This is a genomic window from Nitrosomonas sp. ANs5 (genome assembly GCF_050584665.1).
Lineage (GTDB): Bacteria > Pseudomonadota > Gammaproteobacteria > Burkholderiales > Nitrosomonadaceae > Nitrosomonas.
In genome coordinates, this window is sequence record NZ_JBEUDO010000015.1 from 17,521 (window position 1) to 37,956 (window position 20,436).

Below are 20,436 nucleotides of genomic sequence, written 5' to 3' on the forward strand. Positions count from 1 at the left end.
TAATATGTATAAAGTTTTGAAAATAATTTGCTGGACCAGCGATTCGCCCATTATCCTACAAACCCCGGTCGGAATAAGAGAGAATGCAACACTTCCTGGGATGCGGCCTCCTCGCAAACGCACCACCTCATCGCAATGCGTCAGCCATCCAGTCGCGTGCGCTTGTCCAGGATTCCCAGAATGATGCATATCAAGCATGATCAACGCAGTTTTTGCATCTGCTGATTCAGCTTTTCCAAGGTCACGCTAAATGCAGCCAATCGATCTTTTTCTTGCTGAACCACCCGCTCCGGTGCACGCTCGACAAAACTTGGATTATCCAATTTGGCACTCGCTTTACTGATCTCGGCTTCCAGTCGGCGTATTTCCTTGCTGAGGCGCTCACGCTCTTCAGCTACGTTCACCTCAATTTTGAGCATTAATTTAAATTTCCCGACAATAGCAACCGGGGCATCGGTGTCTGGCAGGCCTGCTGGCAGAATATCCACTTCAGACAATCTCGCCAATGCCAGCATGTAAGGTGCAAAACCTGCCAGGGCTGTAGATTCACCTTCTATCAGCAGCGGCACCCGCTCGGCTGGAGACAGCTTCATTTCCCCGCGCAGCGTGCGACAGGCATTGATGAGAGCCTTGAGCCGCTGGATGGCATCATTGGCCTGTTCATCGATGCGCGCGAAATCGGCCTGTGGATACGGTTGACGCACGATGCTTGCACCCGACTTGCCCGCCAGTGGCGCCGCCGCCTGCCACAGCTCCTCGGTGATGAACGGGATGATCGGGTGCGCCAAGCGCAACATCGCCTCCAGGACACGCACCAGCGTACGCCGGGTGGCGCGCTGCTGGGCGGCATCGGTAGCATTCAACTGCACTTTGGCCAGTTCCACATACCAGTCGCAATATTCATCCCATACCAACTCATACATCTCGCGCGCGGCCAGATCAAAACGGTATTCGCCAAATGCCTGGGTCACTGCCTGCTCTGCTTGCTGCAAGCGTCCGATGATCCATTTGTCGGCCTGTGAATAATGTAGCGGCAGGGCCTCGTCCAGTCCGACATCCTGGCCTTCACAGTTCATCAGCACGAAACGGGTGGCATTCCATAGTTTGTTGCAGAAATTACGATAGCCTTCACAGCGCTGCAAATCGAATTTGATATCACGTCCATGCGAGGCCAGGCTGGCGAAAGTGAAGCGCAGGGCATCGGTACCAAACGCAGGGATTCCTTGCGGAAACTGTCTGCGCGTAGTTTTCTCGATCGACTCGGCTTGCCGGGGATTCATCAAACCGGTCGTCCGTTTCTTGATCAGTTCCGGCAGCGTGATGCCGTCTATCAGATCGAGTGGATCCAAGACATTGCCCTTGGATTTACTCATCTTCTGCCCTTCCGCATCGCGGATCAGACCCGTGATATAGACTTCTTGGAACGGCACCTTGCCGGTAAAGTGCAACGACATCATGACCATGCGCGCGACCCAGAAGAAAATGATATCGAATCCGGTCACCAGCACCGAACTGGGCAGGAATGTTCTAAGCTCGGGCGTATCTGTCGGCCAACCCAGGGTTGAGAACGGCCACAGCGCCGAGGAAAACCAGGTGTCCAGCACGTCTTCATCCTGCCGCAGCACACGCTTGCCCGCAAGCTGCTGCGCTTCTTCGAGGCTGTGCGCGACCGTTACATTGCCATCTTCGTCGTACCAGGCCGGAATCCGATGTCCCCACCACAACTGCCGTGAAATGCACCAGTCCTGGATATTCTCCAGCCACTGGTTGTAGACATGCGTCCAGTTCTCCGGTACAAACCGGACCTGACCCCGGTCAACTGCTTCAAGCCCCTGTTTAGCCAGTCCTTCCATCGACAGATACCACTGATCGGTCAGCAGCGGTTCGATGACAGTATTGGTGCGATCACCGCGCGGCACCATCAGCTTGTGGGGACGGGTTTCGACCAGCAGGCCCAGCGCCTGGAGATCAGTGATCACTTTTTTTCTGGCCTCGAAACGATCCATCCCCTGAAACGCAACCGGCGCACAGTCATTGATCTTGCCGTCCAGCGTAAAAATATTGAGCGCCATCAGTTTGTGCCGCAACCCCACTTGATAATCGTTGAAATCATGGGCAGGCGTGATCTTCACGCAACCGGTTCCGAAATCGGGATCGACATAGGTGTCCGCAATGATTGGAATGGTGCGTTCTGACAATGGCAGCCGCAAGTGCCGTCCGATCAGGTGCCGGTAACGCGCGTCCTCCGGATGAACCGCAACCGCCATATCCCCAAGCATGGTTTCAGGCCGCGTCGTGGCCACGATCAGGCCACCTGTCTCGCCACCCCCCTCAGACAGCTCGAATGGATAGCGGATATGCCAAAGTGATCCATTTTCCTCGGTTGAGATCACTTCCAGATCGGATACAGCAGTTTGCAGGACAGGATCCCAATTGACCAGACGCTTGCCCCGATAGATAAGCCCTTCCCGGTACAAGCGCACGAACACCTCGGCAACCGCCTCGGAAAGGGTTTCATCCATGGTGAATCGCTCCCGCGACCAGTCGCAAGAAGCGCCCATGCGGCGCATTTGCCGGGTAATGGTCGAGCCAGAGGCCGCCTTCCATTGCCAAACCCTTTCGAGGAAAGCTTCACGGCCGATCTGGCGGCGGTCCTTGCCTTCCTGATCCAGCTGACGCTCGACCACAATCTGGGTAGCAATCCCGGCATGATCGGTGCCAGGCTGCCAGAGCGTATTGTCGCCCAGCATACGGTGATAGCGTATCAATGCATCCATCAAGGTATGCTGGAAAGCATGCCCCATATGCAGGGTGCCGGTAACATTGGGAGGCGGCAGCATAATGCAATAAGCCGCTGCATCGGTTTGCTGATTCGGGTGAAAATAGCCCGCCGTTTCCCAGGCTGCATACCAGCGGGTTTCGATATCTTTTGGATCAAAGCTTTTTGAAAGTTCCATGGTAGTCAGGCAAGTAAATGGACCGTGGGGGTAAAACCGGCCATTATAGCGAATGAGAAAAAAGTTTACGGCTTAAAAATTCTTGGGCAACCGTTTTGCCAGCGCTTGCAGCAAGGTCAGCCGCTCGGCGGGGTCGAGGTGGATTTGCGCTTCTCTGATGGCGGCATCGAACGCGAAACAGAGTAGCTCGGAAATTTCGGACTGCGCCGGCCAGTCATTGATGGACAATGTGACCCGATCCGTCAAAACAGGCACCTTGCCGGTATCCGACGCAAAGCCGTCGATAGCTCGGGAGGGAGCGGACGGGGCAGACAAAAAAGCGGCAGCATCGGCATGGCCGGATGCAACCGGTTCCACGGCGCGCATCAACGAGGATGACTCGCGCCGATGCCTGCGCAGCATCGAATCAAGTTTATCCAACAGAATCTCGTCTTCCACTTCCAGAGATTTGTCGGTCTGGTTATCTGTCATGAATAATAAAATCTAGCATCTTGGGCTGAACATATGGCCACCACGCAACATTCCCCAAAATTCACGCCATTGACTTAAAACATGCTCTATGGCGCCAAACTATTAAAACACCCTTTACCGCAAACCGGACTGACGCAGCCGACCGCCTGGAACAATGATTCCCTATCGGCCGATCGATGGCAGCACCATCTGCTAGCTCAGATCAAGCCGGTGATGCCGCACGGCATGACCCTGTTCCTGATAGGACCGATAACGTTTGCGTGCGATTTGTTTATCACTCGCTTCATCAACGATCTCGACAATCCGCGAGAAATGCTCGAAGGCCGATGGCACCGCTTCATCCAGGTTGACCAGTACAGTAAATCCATTCCCTTCAGATCCGAGGGCGCGATGGTCGCCCAAAATGACTGGCGTCATACCAGCCAACTGATCGTCTGCCCTGCAATGGGGCACGAAGCTGGTCGGCGAGAAGGTCCAGAGCAATTTATCGAATCGATCGGCCAGCGAAGCATCCGAAACCAGAACGAGCGTTCTCAACCCTTGCTGCATGGCTTTTGCACACAGGCGGCATGCAATCAACAATCTATCGGTCGCACCCGTATAGAAATCGATTTGTGTCACCAGTCATTCAGACCCAATTTATTGCTGCTGGGCGCGGGTAACCAGGAACTGTGTCAACAATGGCACAGGGCGTCCGGTAGCCCCTTTATCCTGGCCAGATTTCCAGGCTGTTCCGGCAATGTCCAAGTGCACCCACCGGAACTTCTCAGTGAAACGGGAGAGGAAACATGCCGCTGTAATCGCGCCCCCCCAGCGGCCACCGATATTGGCCATATCGGCGAAATTACTCTTGAGCAGATCCTGATACTCTTCCCACAACGGCAGTTGCCAAGCACGGTCCGAAGTCTGCTCACCCGCTTGGAGCAAATCCTGCGCGAGCGGCTCATCATTACCCATCAGGCCTGTCACGACATGCCCCAGTGCAACCACACAAGCACCGGTCAGGGTCGCGATATCGATCACGGCCTCCGGTTTATAGCGCTCGGCGTAAGTCAGCGCATCGCACAGGATCAGACGGCCTTCCGCATCGGTATTCAGGATCTCGATGGTTTGCCCAGAAAGACTGGTTACCACATCACCCGGTTTAGTGGCATTGCCACCAGGCATATTTTCAGTGGCGGGTATGATGCCAACGATATTGATGGGCAACTGCATTTCCGCAACAGCCGTCAAAGTGCCTAAAACACTCGCTGCACCGCTCATGTCATATTTCATCTCGTCCATCTCGGCGGCTGGTTTAAGTGAAATTCCACCGGTATCGAAAGTCACACCCTTGCCGACCAGCACGACCGGTTTTTCCATTTTCTGTTGGCCGCGGTATTCCAACACGATCAGCTTGGCTGGTTGACGGCTCCCCCGTGCTACCGCCAACAATGCACCCATGCCCAGTTTCTCCATGTCTTTCTCTTCCAGCACGGATAATTTCAGCTTGAATGCCTTGGCCAGATCCTTGGCCTGCTCGGCCAGATAGGCAGGTGTGCAAATGTTAGGGGCAAGATTACCCAGATCCTTGGTTACCTTCATGCCCTGAGCGGTGGCCATGCCTTGCCGCAATGCTGCCTCGGCAGCTGTCAGCGAGGATTTGTCGTTGACGACGATCACCACTTTAGCCAGTGATGGCAAATGTTTTTCAGGTATGCTTTTCAAGCGATCAAAACGATAAACACTCTCCTCTGCCAGCACAACAGTCTGGAATACGCCCCAGGCCAAATCTCGTTGCTTGACAGGCACGTCCAGCAGGGTGATGGCGGCATCTTTGGCACCGGTTTGATGCAGCGCTTTGAATCCCGCCCGCACGGCTCCGAGGAATGCTTTCTCTCCGAATGTTTTTTCCTTTCCCAGCCCGACCAGCAACACGCGTTTACTGGCGATATTCGGCACACCATGCAACAACAAGGTCGAGTTTGCCTTGCCATCCATATCCCCCTGTCCGATCACTTTACCGAGGTAACCCTTACAGGCATCATCCAATAGCTTGGCCGCTTCGCTCAATTTGCCGGATTCGAACACACCCACCACGATACAGTCACCACGATACTTATCCGGGCTGCCGGATTTGATTGCAAAGTCCACGTTTTACTCCTGTTTGTATGTAGGAATTTTCAATTAAATATGGATAGCGAGTTGGATGAGCACTGTCCTGCTCGCACCAAGTTCAAGCAAGCCAAGCGGCCAATTATTCGCGGGAAACATGCCTTGAGTTCCTGTCAAACAACCTCGTTATTCCATTTCTTTTTCTGGATTCCCACCCGGCCACATCGGGTAGAATCATCATTATTCAGGAAAAGTCAGAAAAAAAATCGACAGATGCTCTGTTTACGTCGCCAACTGAAGGATAGTATGAAGGAAAATTTGCTTGAACAATTGCAGTTCTGCACCAATCTGCCGAGCCTTCCTTCGGTTGCGCTTAAAATCATCGATTTGGCAGGCAAAGCTGATACCAATCTTACCCAGATCAATCATTATATCTCACTCGATCCCGCGCTCGCCGCCAAAATTGTCAAAACGGCCAATTCTCCTCTGTATAAATCCAGACGCCAAGTCAGCAACATCAGTCAGGCTGTAAGCATGCTGGGCATGCACGGTGTCATGACAATCGCATTGTCTTTTTCGCTCATGGATTCACTGTTGCAACATGCCAGGAATCATCTGAATCCTGCCAACAGCAGCAGCTTCTGGCAACGCTCGATCGCATCGGCACTGGCCGGCCGCGCGCTTGGCAAACGCATTGGGATGAACAATCTGCTGGATGATTTGTTCCTGGCTGGATTGTTGCAAGATATCGGCATCCTCGCGTTTTATGCCATTTTGCCTGAAACCTACCCGCAAATCTTTTCCTCTTCTCCGGATCATGATGCGCTCTACAAAACCGAGAAAGAGGCTTTCGGTATTGGACATAATGAACTGGGCGCCGCTTTGCTGGGTCGCTGGAAATTGCCGGCATATATTGCCGAGGCATGCGCAAACAGCCATGATCAATCAAACCGCGCACAACCAGGCATCAACGAATGTATCGCCGCATCTGGCTGTGTAGCCGATTATTTTCTGGCACCCGGTGAGCAAAAGAATATCGATACGGCCATCCATGCAGTCAAAGCTTACCTAGGTCTCGACGGCCACGCCCTGATGGAGGTGTTGGAGGACATGAAGAATGAATTGCATCATGTCGAGGAACTGTTCGAAGTCTCGATCATCCATCCAGCGCAATTGAATGGCATGATCGAAGCGGCCAGGGAACTGCTAACCATGCGCACCTTGATCAAGGTGCGCGAACTGGAAGACAGAGCCCAGCATGACGGACTGACCGGCGCACACAACCGGGCCTATTTCAACGACACCTTCCAGCACGAATTTTTGCTATCGAATCAAAACGGTTTGCCACTGGCACTCGCCATGATCGACATTGATAACTTCAAGCTTGTCAATGACACCCATGGGCACATCGCCGGTGACGGCGTGCTGGTCGCTGTCGTCAAATCCATTTCCAGTCAGATTCGTCAAACAGATATCCTCTGCCGCTATGGCGGCGAGGAATTTGCTTTGATCCTGCCCGGCACCCATCGCATAGCAGCCCGTGCCATTCTGGAGAGAATAAAAGCCAATATCGCAGCCATTGCTTACGAACTTGACTCGGGTTGTATAATCCATATCACCGCTTCGATTGGTTTAGCCGTCAATATGGACCAGACGCCCACTTTTTCCGCTCACCGGGATATGCTGGAAGCCGCCGATTGCGCACTCTACGCAGCCAAACATGGCGGCCGCAACCAGATCATGGGGTGGAACCCCTCGCTGAGCACACATACTAAAACCTAGTACGCGCCCCGCATATCGATTATTCTCTCACCGGCACGCTCGCCGGGATGGGCGGCCTGTCTATTATTAACTCACAATATCAAACAGAATAAATTTCATGAATCTTATCATTCAAGGGCTGGATATCCAGAACAGTGATTTACGGGCTGTGGCCAAACTCGCCCAGGCCAGTCAGATAGAACGCATTACTGGAGAAGCCTTCAGACTGCTTGAAGCACAACCGCATCCCGATATCCCGCAATATTGCAATGAAGCGGAACTGGATTACGCCTTTGTGCAACCTGGCAAAAAACTGACAGACTTTGGCCTGGTTGCGATGGATATGGATTCGACACTGCTGGCCATCGAATCCATCGATGAAATTGCAGCCATGCACAATGTCAAACCGCAGGTTTCAGAAATCACCTTGAGCACCATGCGAGGAGAAATCAATTTTGCCGAAAGCCTTACCCGCCGCACAGCCCTGCTCGCAGGACTGGCACAGGAAGCGCTGCAACAGGTTTATGACGAGCGCTTGCGCCTAAGTCCGGGGGCCGAAACAATGCTACAGAAAATGCAAGCCATCGGCATCAAGACCATGGTGATATCGGGTGGATTTACCTTTTTTACCGATCGGATTAAAACCCGGCTGGGACTGGATTATGCTTTTGCCAACACGCTCGATATCCAGAACGGGAAGCTGACCGGGAAAGTGCTCGGCAACATTATCGGCGCATCCGGCAAGGGGGAAGTATTAAAACAAGTACGCAACTCGCTCGGCCTAGAGAAAGCACAGGTTATCGCTATCGGGGACGGTGCCAATGACCTGAAAATGCTGGAAGAAGCGGGTGTCGGTATCGCTTTCCGGGCCAAACCGATCTTGCAGGAAAAAGCCACTTTTTCGATCAATCATGTTGGCTTGGATGGCATCATTCATTTGTTTGAATAATCCCGACGGACATCAGCACCGCTGCTTGGGCCAGGCCCGAAAATTGCCATCCTCTTGGATGTCAGCTGGGCAAACTGGACAGATCATTCGGTGGCACGCTGGTGCTGCCTGAGCCATGCCAGCAGATCCACTTCAGCCATCGGACGGGCAAGCAAGTGCCCCTGTACAAGATAGCAACCATGCTGATTGAGAAATGCCAGCTGCTCGACTGTTTCCACGCCTTCCGCAATCACCTCCAATTCCAGGTTACGGGCGAGCATGATCGTGGCCTTGACGATTTCCTGATCGCTCGGATCAAGCAACATATCTCGCACGAATTCCTGGGCGATCTTCAAGCAGTGAAATGGCCAGCGCTTGAGTGTCAGTAAAGAAGAGTAGCCTGTCCCAAAATCATCAATGGAAAACATCATGCCGCTTTGCGCCAGATTGTGCAGAGTACGATCGACGTTTGCACGCGGCTCGATCATGACACGCTCAGTCAATTCGAGTTCCAGAAGATTGCCCGGCAAGGAAAATTCGGTCAGCAAGGCGAGCAGCTTTTGATCGAAATTTTCCTCATCCAGCTGCAGCGGAGAAAGATTGATCGATACGACCCCGACCGCCACACCCAGTGCCCGCCATCGGCTCATGGCCTCGCAAGCCAACCGCAATACCCTGAAGCCCAAGGCATGCATCAAACTATGCGTTTCGGCGACAGGAATGAATTCCGCAGGAGAAACAATGCCCAGCGTAGGATGGTGCCAACGCAACAACACTTCCAGGCCGACCAGCTGATCATTTCTGGTATCGATTTTGGGCTGAAAGACAAGAAACAGATTGTCCGTGTGCAGCGATTCTTTCAAATCATTGCGAAGCGCCAGGCGATAGCGGATGCCCTGCGTCATATCACTGGTATGAAAGATAAAATTTCCTCGCCCTTTGTTCTTGGCCTCATAAAGCGCGGTATCTGCTTGTTCGAGCAGATCCACATCCAAGGCCTGGCCGGGCTGCCAACAAGCGATGCCAAGACTCGCCCTACTCTGTATCCTGGTCTGATCAATGGTATAAGGACGCGCCAGCAAATCGATCAATTTTCGGGCCAGTGCCGAGATATCCTCCATTGAATCTGGATGGTGCTGCAATATCGCGAATTCATCGCCGCCCAAGCGGGCGACGAAATCCTTTTTGCGCAAGCATGCTTCGAGTCGTCCGGCTGTTTCCCTGAGAAAACGATCTCCCACGGAATGGCCCAGCATATCATTGATTTGTTTTAAATAATCCAGATCGAGCAGCAGAACGGCAACATAACCTTGCATCTGCTGGGCAAAAGCCAGTTCGCACTGCAGCCTGTGCGTGAACTGCACTCTGTTCGGCAGTCCGGTCAAGCTATCGTGATAGGCAAGATGCAAGATATGCTGCTCGTTACGGGTCTGCTGCTCTTCATGATTCCGGCGAGCGTAGTAGCAAGCGCCAATGAGCACGATGTTCATGCCCCCCAGCAGACAAATCATCCAGATCGGTACCGAAGCCACAACCCACCCGCCAGCAGGTACAGCCCCGAGCTGCCAGTAACCGCCTGGCACGGTCACATTGACTGTTACCGCCAGTTGATCAAAGATATCTGCCTGTCCAAAAAACACTTCGCCCTGGCTGCCCTTCACATCTTTCCCGCGTATACTGACTTGCAAACCATTGCCCGAATCATGCAGACCGGCTGCCCGATAAAGCGCTTCGGCATGCATGACGGTGGACAGCATGCCCCAGAATTCACGCCGCCCGGCATCCCCATATATATACACAGGCATTCTGCCAATCACGCCCGCGCCCTGCTGCACCAAGTCAACCGGACCCGCCAGTACAATCTGCTCCAGATCTCTGGCTCTCAACACTGCCTCGATCTGATCCGGCAGGCTGCGGTAATCGAGATCCTGCACCGGCTGATTGCTCTCGACCGGATAGACCATGCGAATAATCAGATCCGGGGCCGCAGCCAGATTGCGCAGCGTGGAATTATTTTTCAGCAGATTGCTGGCAAGCTGCTCGAAATCCTGCTGGGTCAAATCTGGATGGCTCTGAATATATGCAACCAATCCCTTGACTAAGTAAATATTGCTGTTGATCGATTCCTCCAGTTTCACGCGCAACTGCAGCAACTGGGTCAATACTTGCTCTCTTTGTCGCATCATCTCCTGATCCCGATACAGGGCTACGGCAAACCAGGTGATCACCAATGTCAAAATGACCAACGCGAAAGGAATGATGCGATACGAGCGGCGCATGCCAAACCACCCCACCAGCGAAATGGTGGTGGCCATGTACAACACCAGCAATACTGGCAGAATCCAGTCTTGACGGGTACTCTCCATTTGTGCCAGCGCAGCAACCTGTCGCTTTTCTTCGAATGCGTTATCGATCAAATCAGCCGTTTTAAGTGCTGCATGCACTCGTTGCCAACGCGCAGCATCGTTTTCTCCCACCGGTATTTCCGGATAAAGGGCCAGTCTGAGATAGCGATTGGCAAGATAATGATTCCAGCCAATCAAGTGGGTGGTCTGGTCTGCGCTGCAGGGAAAGCAAGCGATAATCCAGTCGATAGTCTCATCGCGATGATCGAACGCATACTGCCAACCGCGCGCGGTCGCTTGCAGAAAACGCTCGATCAAGCCCGGTGACTTTTGAAATTTCCGGTAATTGGCAGCAACAACATCGCCGTAGAAATCCAGGCCATGATTTTCGACATGGAATACAGACAATCTCAAGCCATGCTGCCTCGCCTCCCACTCTATGCTTACAGCATAATCGGCAATGATATCAACGCTGTGATCCAGCAAACTCGCGATTCCTGGCGAGACATCGGCCACCAAAGCGGGATCAAAGGGTATGCCAGCCTTTCTGAGCATGAGTTTATACAGCGCCATCCCACCAGCAGAAACGGCCACTTTTTTGCCTATAAAATCATGCAGATCGTGCAATGGATTATCCGGCAGGCTATAGAATGCCCAGGCAGCATTCTGTAACAATGGCTGCAGGGCTATCAACTCGGCACCCTGGTCTTGCGCCGTCAGCAGCGCCAATCCATCGAGTGGCGCCAAATCGGCGTGCCCGCTTGCCACTGTCCGCAATGCATCGATTTCCTTGCCTGTTTGATCGACACCGCCACGCAACTCGATGGCTATGCCCGCTTCTCGATAATAACCCTGCCACAATGCCTGATAGAATCCCGCAAACCGGAAATCATGCCTACCGGATAGCTGAACACTGAGGATCGAGTCCGAAGCCATCGTCTTGTATGGGTAGCCGAATATTACCAAGAAAAGGATTGAAAAAATTCCAAATAATTTTCCCGCCATCTAATCTTGTTCCTCTTCCTGGTAATGACACGCATTCAATTTACATGGATCGGCTCGTCCAAGTGATTATTGAATCACAGGCAATAAAAATCAAAAGGAAGATAAACTCGGCTTTATTGATAGAGCATGAGCAGGCTTCGCCCTGTCCAGCAGCGACGAGCCAGGTTCAGATGCGGAAATCTGACCTACCAGAATCGAAACGTCAACCTGTAATCAGCCGACCGTTGTTTTATATAACCAACATATTGACATTAAACACAGAAGTTGCGATTGTCATAACTGTCCGATTATTGAGCTTGGTCTTCAATAATCGGGCTCGTACATCAAGGCGCGCACATATGCTGCCAGATCGTCAGGCAAATTGACTGTTGCCAATCCTTCTTGCTGCGCCACACGACAGACTGCGATTGCAATGGCCTGTGAGACCTCCCGCACCCGGGGTAGTGTTGGATAGATCGATCCCCGCTCGATCTCTTCGGGCGATACCATTGCTGCCAACACCTCGGCCGCCATGAGAAACATACGCTCGGTCACGAGGGTGGCGCGGCCGGCCAGCATGCCCAGTCCGATACCCGGGAAGATATAGGCATTATTGCCTTGCGCAGGATGAAAAACTTTTTCTCCCATCGTCACGGCCGGAAACGGACTGCCACTGGCGTAAATGGCTCGTCCGTCGCTCCAGCGGTAAGCCTGTTCCGCCGTACACTCCGTATGCGAAGTTGGATTGGAAAGCGCAATGATGACTGGGCGTTCCTGGTATTGCGCCATTTGACGGATAACCGCCTCGCTGAACGCCCCTGCCGCGCCTGTGGCACCAATCAGGACATCCGGCTGCAAGCGCTCAATCGCCTCAACAAAACTGGCAGGCGCCTGCTCCTGGATAAAGGGTTGTATATGTGCTTTGTGCTTTGCGCGTGCGGCGACCACCAGCCCCTCCCTATCGACAAAAACAATTCTAGCCCGTGCCGCTGCTTCACTGAGGCCGGCCGCCTGAAATGCCGACAGCATCAGCCTGGCGATACCGGTCGCAGCTGAACCGGTCCCCAGCAACATGATTTTCAGATCGGCGAACTGCTTGTGCGTGATTCTGCAGGAAGCGTGGACACCTGCCAGCGTAACCGCGGCCGTGCCCTGGATATCATCATTGAAGCAGCGCACCTGTTTATGGTAACGGTCCAGCAAGACAAAGGCGTGTTCGCTACTGAAATCCTCGAACTGAATCAATGCATCCGGGAATTTATGCCGGACCGCCTGCACAAATTCATCGACCAGCGACAAATAATCCTGCCCGGTCAGGCGGGCATAAGGATAGCCAAGATAAAGCGGATCATTCCTTAATTCCTGATTATTGGTACCGACATCCAGCATCACCGGCATACAATGGGCGGGATGAATACCAGCGCAGGCAACATACAAGGCAATTTTCCCAATCGGAATGCCCATGCCGTTCGCGCCCAGGTCTCCCAGACCCAGAATACGCTCCCCATCGGTCACCACGATGATACGCACATCGGTTTCAGGCCAGTTTGCGAGCAAGGATGTCACATGGCCTCTATCCTCGGGCGTGATATAAAGCCCCTGTGGCTTTCTGAAAATATGAGCAAACTCACTGCATGCCTCTCCGACCGTGGGCGTATATACAAGCGGCATGATTTCCTCGATGTAATCGATCAGTGTCCGGTAAAACAAACGCTGATTGCGCTCGAGCAGACTGTTCAGAAATATATATTTCTCTATATCGCTGCGCTTTCCCCGCAAGTTACCCAATACACGTTTCTGTTGATTTTTGATATCCGCCACGCTATACGGCAGCAAGCCCTGCAGTCCGCAACGCATGCGTTCCTCGCGTGTGAATGCAGTGGATTTATTATGTGCCGGATCATCCAGCAACGCCTTCCCATGCAACGCTTTCATCGCATTTGCTCCTCACAATCTCGATCTTTCGGCATCTGTCTGCTCATCACTGAAACACCGGGTAATGTCGCACCACCATGGTGCTGTCTCTATTCAAAATGGGCCAGCCAAGCAATCGCATCGCTATCGATCAGGGCTGAATAGCCACAGTCGTACCCACTGGCACACGCTCGTATAAATCCAGCAGGTCATGATTATGCATCCGTATGCAGCCGATCGATCCTGGCTGGCCCATCTGCGCACTGTCAGGACTGCCATGAATATAGATATAACGGCGCATGGTATCGACCGAGCCCAACCGATTGAAACCCGGTTCACAGCCGGAAAGCCAAAGGATGCGCGTGAGAATCCAGTCCCGCCCTGGATGACGCGCGGCTAATTCCGGGGTATAAATTTCGCCGGTCGGACGGCGCCTGACAAATACGGTGTTAACCGGTTGGTCGGCACCAATCTTGGCGCGGATGACATGTTTCCCCAATGGAGTTTTATAGCTGCCACGTTCCTGCCCGACACCATTCTTCGCCGAAGAAACAGAATATCGCTGGATGATCTGCCCTGCCGCATTCAACAACGTCAATTGCTGCAGCGAAATACTGACAACAATGCTCATTCCGGTACACATCCTTTTCCTCTACGCTTGACCATGAAGAATTGTTTTAACAAGGCACTGGCCTCCTGTGCCAGGATACCCCGGCTGACCGTCAAGTGATGATTGAGCCGGGTTTCGGCGGGCAAATCCAGTATGCTGCCACACACACCGGTTTTGGGATCGTCTGCCGCATAAACCAATCGCCTGATTCGCGCATGGAAAATTGAACCGATACACATGACACATGGTTCGAGCGTGACATAGAGCGCACAATCCACTAAACGGTAATTGCCCAGCTGTCTGGCGGCGTCACGCAAGGCCATGATTTCAGCATGTGCGGTTGGGTCGGTTGCCGTAATCGGGCGATTATGCCCCCGGCCTATGACTTCGCCATTTCTGACCACCACTGCGCCGACCGGAATCTCACCCTTTTCCTGCGCTTGAAGAGCCAGCTTAAGCGCATCACGCATGAAAAATTCATCTTCGGACGAGTCCGGCTGCCAGTTCATTCGTTCTCTCATCAATTTTTTGTGCTAAATTGCCATATCAATAGCATCCATCCAGAATTATGACTTACACCAAACAAACGCAGCACACAACCCTCCACCAAGCCAGGGAGGAATTACGCAGCTTGCGCGACTTGTTGCGCTTTGCCATCAGCTATTTCAACCAGACCGATCTTTTTCTGGGACACGGCTTGCCGACCGCCTACGACGAAGCCGCCCACTTGATCCTGCACAGCCTGCAGCTGGCTCCCGATCAGCTGAATATGTTTCTGGATGCCAATCTGACTCGCCACGAACGCGCTCAAATTACGCGCATCCTTGAACGGCGGGTCGAGGAAAAAATTCCGGCCGCTTACTTAACACACGAGGCCTGGCTGGGGAATTTCAATTTTTATGTTGATGAACGCGTCATTATACCGCGCTCGTTCATCGCTGAATTGCTAGAGACCCGGCTGTCACCCTGGATAATGGATTCCGATGCGGTGGATACCGCACTTGATCTTTGCACCGGTTCTGGTTGCCTAGCGATTGTGCTGGCGCATGCTTTTGAAAATGCCCGGATCGATGCCGTCGATCTATCCAAGGACGCCCTGGACGTTGCGCAAAAAAATGTCACCAACTATGATTTGTCCGACAGGATCCATCTCATTCACTCCGATCTATTCACCGAATTGGCGGGAAAGCGCTACGATCTCATAATCAGCAACCCGCCTTATGTCAACGCGGCATCCATGGCCACACTCCCTGAGGAATACCGCCATGAACCTAAAATCGCCTTGGCTGGCGGCCAGGATGGACTGGACATCATTCGCAGAATTTTTGATGAGGCCAGCAGACACTTGACCGAAAATGGCTTGCTGATTATGGAAATTGGCCACAACCGAGAGATGCTAGAGCAAGCGTTCCCACAGCTACCCTGCACTTGGCTGGAAACCAGCGGAGGAGATCAGTTTGTCCTGATGGTTAAGCGCGCAGAGTTACCTGCTTGAAGACATTGCGCATGCAGGCGGATCAATTGCCATTCGCCACCACCAGGCGGGGTTTCCAGACCAGAGCGAATCGCCGAGTAGCTATTGGACCAACTCAAGCAAATGCTTGATCTCGACATCCGTCAACTCCAACCACTGGCCGCGTTTGAGTCGCGGAGATAGCTGGATGGGGCCAAACCTGACGCGTATCAAACGACTGACGGTCAAGCCCAGCGCTTCGAACATTCGGCGCACCTCCCTGTTTCTGCCTTCTTTGAGCGTGACACGATACCAATGATTGGTGCCCAGTCCCCCCTCATCAAACAGTCGCTCGAATTTCGCCAGGCCATCCTCCAGCTCGATCCCTGTAGTCAGCTGCGCGACTTGTTCTGCATTCAGTTGCCCGACGATGCGCACCGCGTATTCCCGCTCCATCTGGAAACGTGGATGCATCAGACGATTGGCAAGCGCACCATCGGTCGTAAAAATCAATAAGCCGCTGGTATTAAAATCCAGTCTCCCGATGGAAATCCAGCGCGAAGACTTCATACGAGGCAGCTTATCGAAGACCGAGGGTCTTCCCTGAGGATCCTGCCAACTGACAATTTCCCCCTCCGGCTTGTGATAAATAATGACGCGCGGCAAACGCTCGCTCATTCTGAAGCGGATGATTTTGCCGTCGACCCGTACCAAATCATCAGGACCGACCCGGTCACCCAGCTGCGCGGTGACGCCATTAATAGTGGCTCTGCCGGCAGCGATGATAGCCTCCATTTCGCGCCTCGATCCCAGTCCGCTTTGGGCCAGCAGTTTTTGTAGCCGACAGGCCACCATCGGTGCCGTGGGACTTGATTGGGAAGATGTGGCCACCGGCTCACGCCTGCGCCGAGACTGATGTTTATGTGATCGATTAACCGGCATAATTAAGAATATCAGAATTGCTAACGATCACCCGTTCGGTGTTAACGCCAAAAGGGCCCCAGCCCGGTCAGAAACCTACCGGCGCCAAATGCAGCCTATGTAAAATTTATGAACCGGATCGCGTCAGAAAGGAAATTTCATGCCCGTTGGCAGGCCCAGGCTGCTCGTCACACTGGCCATATTTTCCTGTGTCGTCGCTTCCACCCGGCGCACCGCATCGTTCACAGCAGCCGCAATCAAATCCTCCAACATTTCCTTGTCGTCGCCCATCAGGCTCGCATCGATATTGACCCGTCTCACATCATAACGACAGGTCATGACCACTTTGACCATGCCGGCTCCAGCCTGCCCTTCAACTTCTATCGAGGCCAGCTTTTCCTGCATTGCTTTCATGTTTTCCTGCATTTGTTGCGCCTGCTTCATCAAATTACCCAGATTGGCTTTCATCACTTCACTGTCTCCATTATTCAATTGGTTTAATAGAAGAAACGTTTATTTTTGCATCAAACTGCTCGATCAACGCCTGTACGAAAGGATCAGCTTCAATCGCATCCACGGCGCGAGATTGTTTTGCCAGCTTATCCCGATCCTGCAGGACGGCCGAGGTGACGCCCGTGATACTTCCCACAGAAAAAGTCACTTCGACAGGTTTGCCAAAATAGTTTTCCAGCTGCGATTTAAGTCTGTCCTGATAAGATTTATCCAACAAATGTTTGTGCATCTCCGCTATGCAGAATGCAATTTTCTCTGACGAGAACGATTTTGCCTCGCAATATTGCGCCAGCATGCGGGTCATTCCACTCAATTTCAGCTGGTTAACCACCGCCAACCAGGCATCATTGGGCGAACTATGTTCAACTGTATGCTCTGGCGCCGGCTGATCAGGCGATGTTCTGTTACTCACTTCTCCAGTATTAGGCGTGTTATCTGCTGTATTCACTGTCTGCCTGCCCAAGCGTGGAAGTCCTGGCAGGAAAGCCAGCATCCGCAGCAAGGTCATCGTGAATCCGCAATATTCATCGGGTGCCAGACTCAAATCACTGCGTCCATGCAAAGCGATTTGATAGAATAGTTGAATATCCTCGGATGTAAAGCGGCTGGCAAGCATCATGAGTCGGTTCCGTTCCGGCCACGTCTCATCAACAGCTTGCGGCACAGTCTGCACCAGGGCCAAGCGATGCAGTACTGCCGCCAATTCCTGCAAGGCCTGATCGAATGATACGCTGGCCGCTTCCAATTCATCCGCGATCGCGAGCATAGCAGCGCCATCCTTTTCTACCAGCGCCTCCAATAAAGCGAATAAATAATCCTGATCCAGCCCCCCCAGCATGGCACGGATATTAGCTTCGTCCACTACGGCATTACAAAAAGCGACCGCCTGATCGAGCAGGCTCAATGCATCGCGCAGGCTCCCTTTGGCAGCATGCGCCAGTAATTTGAGTGCGGCCGCATCCGCCGTCACCGCTTCGGAAGCCAGAATTTCAGCCAAACGCTTCTCGATCAACAAAGGCGGTATTTGCTTCAGATTGAACTGCAGGCAACGGGATAAAACCGTAACCGGGATTTTCTGGGGATCGGTCGTGGCCAGTATGAATTTAACATGGCCGGGGGGCTCCTCCAGCGTTTTCAGCATCGCATTGAAGGCTGATTTGGAGAGCATATGCACTTCATCGATCAGGTAAACCTTGTAGCGTGCCGAGACAGGCGCATACTGCGCGTTATCCAGCAGTTCACGCATCGCATCCACCTGTGTATTGGATGCCGCATCCAGCTCGACCAAATCGACAAAATTTCCTTGGTCGATGCCCAGGCAGACAGCACATTGCCCGCAAGGCGTGGGGGTCACGCCTTGCTCGCAGTTAAGTGCTTTGGCCAGAATTCGGGCAACCGTGGTTTTTCCGACACCGCGCGTACCGGTAAACAAATACGCATGATGCAGGCGGTTCTGCTCCAGCGAGTTAGCGAGCGCCCTGACCACATGCTCCTGCCCGACCAGTTCGGAGAATCCCTTTGGACGCCACTTGCGGGCCAGTACTTGTGAATCCACCAAGATTTGTTATCAAGAAAAAGATTAGCGCGACTTGGCCACGATGGCCTACATATTGATGGGTGGCGAGCCGAACCCCCGGCACTTGCAAAAAATAGCTGTGGCTGCTTCCTTCCGGATCTGACCAGGTTCACTACCTTGCAATGCGGGGAGGCCCGCCATAGTGTCATTTTACCTCAAGCTGCCACTTGAATGTAGCAATGTTCATCCATAATCGTCCACCATTGCAGATCAGGTAGCAATTACCCAGAGATAAGCGCAACCTTAGCTGATGGATACCCTACGGGGTGCAGCATATGACCTGCTTCACTGCGCCTTGACAAATATAGATGGGAATTTGATGGTTGCGGGGGTAGGATTTGAACCTACGACCTTCGGGTTATGAGCCCGACGAGCTGCCAGACTGCTCCACCCCGCGACAGGATTTGCAATTGTAAACAAAAAACCGGCTGCAGTCAAATTTCATGTCCACACATGTCCAGGACAACAGGGCGGCATGGCCCAGCAAGTCGCTTGTTTGCTGGCTATCTTTTGCTTACGGCACGATAACGATCTCTACGCTATCCTGAAAGCTGGCATCCAATAGACCATCTTCACTATTGTCAACCGCGAATGTCACATGATACTCACCCAGCGGGAGTCCACTGGCCGAACCATTCAATATCGGCAGTCGGTCAATAAAGATCAATGGGCCGCCATACACCCGTACCGCCTGGTCGGATCGGACGAACTCGAAACGCTCGTTGAGCCAGAACACACCCATTGGCGTGACTGCACGCACCCAGCAATCGGCCGGCTTGTTCAGGCTTGCGTTGGGGAACAACGATACTTCGAGCAACAAATGCTCGCGCTGGCTGACGGTGGCAGAACCGGACAAGCGGTTGGCGAAGATTTCCGGCCTTGGCGGGTCGCCCGCCGGCTCCGGGTTAAAAAACCAGGTGACATCATCTCTAAAAAAGATATTGCCCTGAGTGATCACAAAATGTCCGGGCCTTGACTCTACGGCCCGAATCTCACATGCGGCAAATGTCGTTTCGTCATTGTCGAAGCGCACTACGATATCAGCATCATCGGTCCACCCAGCAAACTCGAGCACTACGGTATAGTCATCGGCCGTTCCTGCCTGACCGTCAAATCCGCTCATTGCGAGCCGCAGCGTGGCGACATCATCCGGACTCAGTGTACGCTGCGCCTCGCCCGTGGAAATGCCCTGCTGCATGACTGCTCCTGAATTTCCCAGACCAAGCAGGCTGGCCACGCCCAGGTTGGCGTTGGCTGCAAACAAATGGCCCGGTGGTAGATCCAACAATTCACGGCTATAGGTCGTACGGTCCACCCGGGGCGCTATCGTGAAGGGATTGTTGTTATCCTTGCGGAACCAGTGGAGATTGACATCATCGCCGCGCAGATCCTCGCGCGAGCCGATCACCCCGTCCATGCCGGGATCGAGGTTATACACGCCATCCGCACCCCGGGTCGTCTTGGTGTAGTCCCGCTGCACACCCTGCAAGCCCGATTCGGAAGCCAGATTGGGATGATCCAGGCCTATGCAGTGCCCGAGTTCATGCAGCAGCACCGATTCAAAATCAAACTGGCCAGGTGGCACGTTGCTACCGGCTTTGTGCACGTTTCCCAGCGTGGGGACTAGATCGTTCCAGGTCTTGATGGCGTTCAACACAGGCACCCACATTTTTATCACATCGTTGGGCGACGTGCTCGATGCGATACCCACCGTCACGAACAGCTCTCTGCCCGCACCCCTATAGCCAGTCGGATGCGTGATCACATTGGGACCGACTCTATCAGCCAGACTCTCGGCCAGCATGAACACACCTGGATAAACTGGCGTCACTGTCATCAATGCCGTTATCCCTATCACTGCTTTTGGCAGCCAGACCAACAATGATCGCCACACCAGAATGTTCATACC

General features: G+C 53.1%; 15 protein-coding genes, 1 tRNA gene and 1 other RNA gene. 3 read left to right on the forward strand and 14 right to left on the reverse strand.

Annotated features, from left to right (window positions below):
* Positions 1–200 precede the first annotated feature (200 nt).
* The 4 genes from ABTW62_RS05470 to ABTW62_RS05485 form a co-directional block, all read right to left on the reverse strand.
* Positions 201–2,957, reverse strand: coding sequence for a valine--tRNA ligase (locus tag ABTW62_RS05470; RefSeq protein ID WP_430903578.1), 2,757 nt, complete (start codon positions 2,955–2,957; stop codon positions 201–203).
* Positions 2,958–3,029: 72 nt separating this feature from the next.
* The gene (locus ABTW62_RS05475; protein WP_430903579.1) at positions 3,030–3,428 is read right to left on the reverse strand and encodes a hypothetical protein; all 399 of its coding nucleotides are present in this window, start codon (positions 3,426–3,428) and stop codon (positions 3,030–3,032) included.
* Between the two features lie 192 nt (positions 3,429–3,620).
* The gene (locus tag ABTW62_RS05480; protein WP_430903580.1) at positions 3,621–4,049 is read right to left on the reverse strand and encodes a DNA polymerase III subunit chi; all 429 of its coding nucleotides are present in this window, start codon (positions 4,047–4,049) and stop codon (positions 3,621–3,623) included.
* Between the two features lie 18 nt (positions 4,050–4,067).
* Positions 4,068–5,561, reverse strand: a complete 1,494-nt coding sequence (locus ABTW62_RS05485) for a leucyl aminopeptidase (protein WP_430903581.1) — start codon at positions 5,559–5,561, stop codon at positions 4,068–4,070.
* 267 nt (positions 5,562–5,828) lie between these two features.
* On the opposite strand from ABTW62_RS05485, the gene ABTW62_RS05490 reads away from it, so the two are divergent.
* Both ABTW62_RS05490 and serB read left to right on the forward strand, forming a co-directional pair.
* Positions 5,829–7,304 (forward strand): sensor domain-containing diguanylate cyclase, encoded by a 1,476-nt coding sequence (locus tag ABTW62_RS05490; protein WP_430903582.1) that lies wholly within the window; start codon positions 5,829–5,831, stop codon positions 7,302–7,304.
* A gap of 97 nt (positions 7,305–7,401) precedes the next feature.
* Positions 7,402–8,232 carry a phosphoserine phosphatase SerB gene (gene serB, locus ABTW62_RS05495; protein WP_430903583.1) on the forward strand — a complete coding sequence of 277 codons (831 nt, stop codon included), beginning with the start codon at positions 7,402–7,404 and terminating at the stop codon, positions 8,230–8,232.
* Between the two features lie 83 nt (positions 8,233–8,315).
* Here the strand turns inward: serB and ABTW62_RS05500 are convergent, their stop codons facing one another.
* From ABTW62_RS05500 to tadA, 4 genes are all read right to left on the reverse strand, one after another.
* Positions 8,316–11,492 (reverse strand): EAL domain-containing protein, encoded by a 3,177-nt coding sequence (locus tag ABTW62_RS05500; RefSeq protein WP_430903584.1) that lies wholly within the window; start codon positions 11,490–11,492, stop codon positions 8,316–8,318.
* 372 nt (positions 11,493–11,864) lie between these two features.
* On the reverse strand, positions 11,865–13,475 hold the full coding sequence (locus ABTW62_RS05505; RefSeq protein WP_430903585.1) for an NAD-dependent malic enzyme: 1,611 nt from the start codon (positions 13,473–13,475) through the stop codon (positions 11,865–11,867).
* Between the two features lie 130 nt (positions 13,476–13,605).
* The gene (locus ABTW62_RS05510; protein WP_430903586.1) at positions 13,606–14,085 is read right to left on the reverse strand and encodes a L,D-transpeptidase family protein; all 480 of its coding nucleotides are present in this window, start codon (positions 14,083–14,085) and stop codon (positions 13,606–13,608) included.
* A complete protein-coding gene (gene tadA / locus ABTW62_RS05515) occupies positions 14,082–14,573 on the reverse strand; it encodes a tRNA adenosine(34) deaminase TadA (RefSeq protein ID WP_430903587.1) in 492 nt (163 codons plus the stop codon). Before tadA ends, ABTW62_RS05510 begins: the two co-directional genes overlap by 4 nt.
* 59 nt (positions 14,574–14,632) lie before the next feature.
* Between tadA and prmB the strand changes: the two genes are divergently transcribed.
* Positions 14,633–15,559 (forward strand): 50S ribosomal protein L3 N(5)-glutamine methyltransferase, encoded by a 927-nt coding sequence (gene prmB / locus ABTW62_RS05520; protein WP_430903588.1) that lies wholly within the window; start codon positions 14,633–14,635, stop codon positions 15,557–15,559.
* Positions 15,560–15,640: 81 nt separating this feature from the next.
* Here prmB and rluB read toward each other — a convergent pair whose 3' ends face one another.
* The 6 genes from rluB to ABTW62_RS05550 all read right to left on the reverse strand — a co-directional run bounded on the left by rluB (position 15,641) and on the right by ABTW62_RS05550 (position 20,433).
* Positions 15,641–16,408, reverse strand: a complete 768-nt coding sequence (gene rluB / locus ABTW62_RS05525) for a 23S rRNA pseudouridine(2605) synthase RluB (protein WP_430903590.1) — start codon at positions 16,406–16,408, stop codon at positions 15,641–15,643.
* A 174-nt stretch (positions 16,409–16,582) separates the two neighbouring features.
* On the reverse strand, positions 16,583–16,906 hold the full coding sequence (locus ABTW62_RS05530) for a YbaB/EbfC family nucleoid-associated protein (protein ID WP_430903608.1): 324 nt from the start codon (positions 16,904–16,906) through the stop codon (positions 16,583–16,585).
* A gap of 16 nt (positions 16,907–16,922) precedes the next feature.
* Entirely contained in the window at positions 16,923–18,509 is a 1,587-nt protein-coding gene (gene dnaX / locus ABTW62_RS05535; RefSeq protein WP_430903591.1) for a DNA polymerase III subunit gamma/tau, read from the reverse strand.
* A gap of 58 nt (positions 18,510–18,567) precedes the next feature.
* Positions 18,568–18,666, reverse strand: an RNA gene (gene ffs, locus ABTW62_RS05540) — signal recognition particle sRNA small type.
* A 181-nt stretch (positions 18,667–18,847) separates the two neighbouring features.
* Positions 18,848–18,924, reverse strand: a tRNA-Met gene (locus tag ABTW62_RS05545).
* A 117-nt stretch (positions 18,925–19,041) separates the two neighbouring features.
* On the reverse strand, positions 19,042–20,433 hold the full coding sequence (locus tag ABTW62_RS05550; RefSeq protein ID WP_430903592.1) for a hypothetical protein: 1,392 nt from the start codon (positions 20,431–20,433) through the stop codon (positions 19,042–19,044).
* Positions 20,434–20,436: the final 3 nt, after the last annotated feature.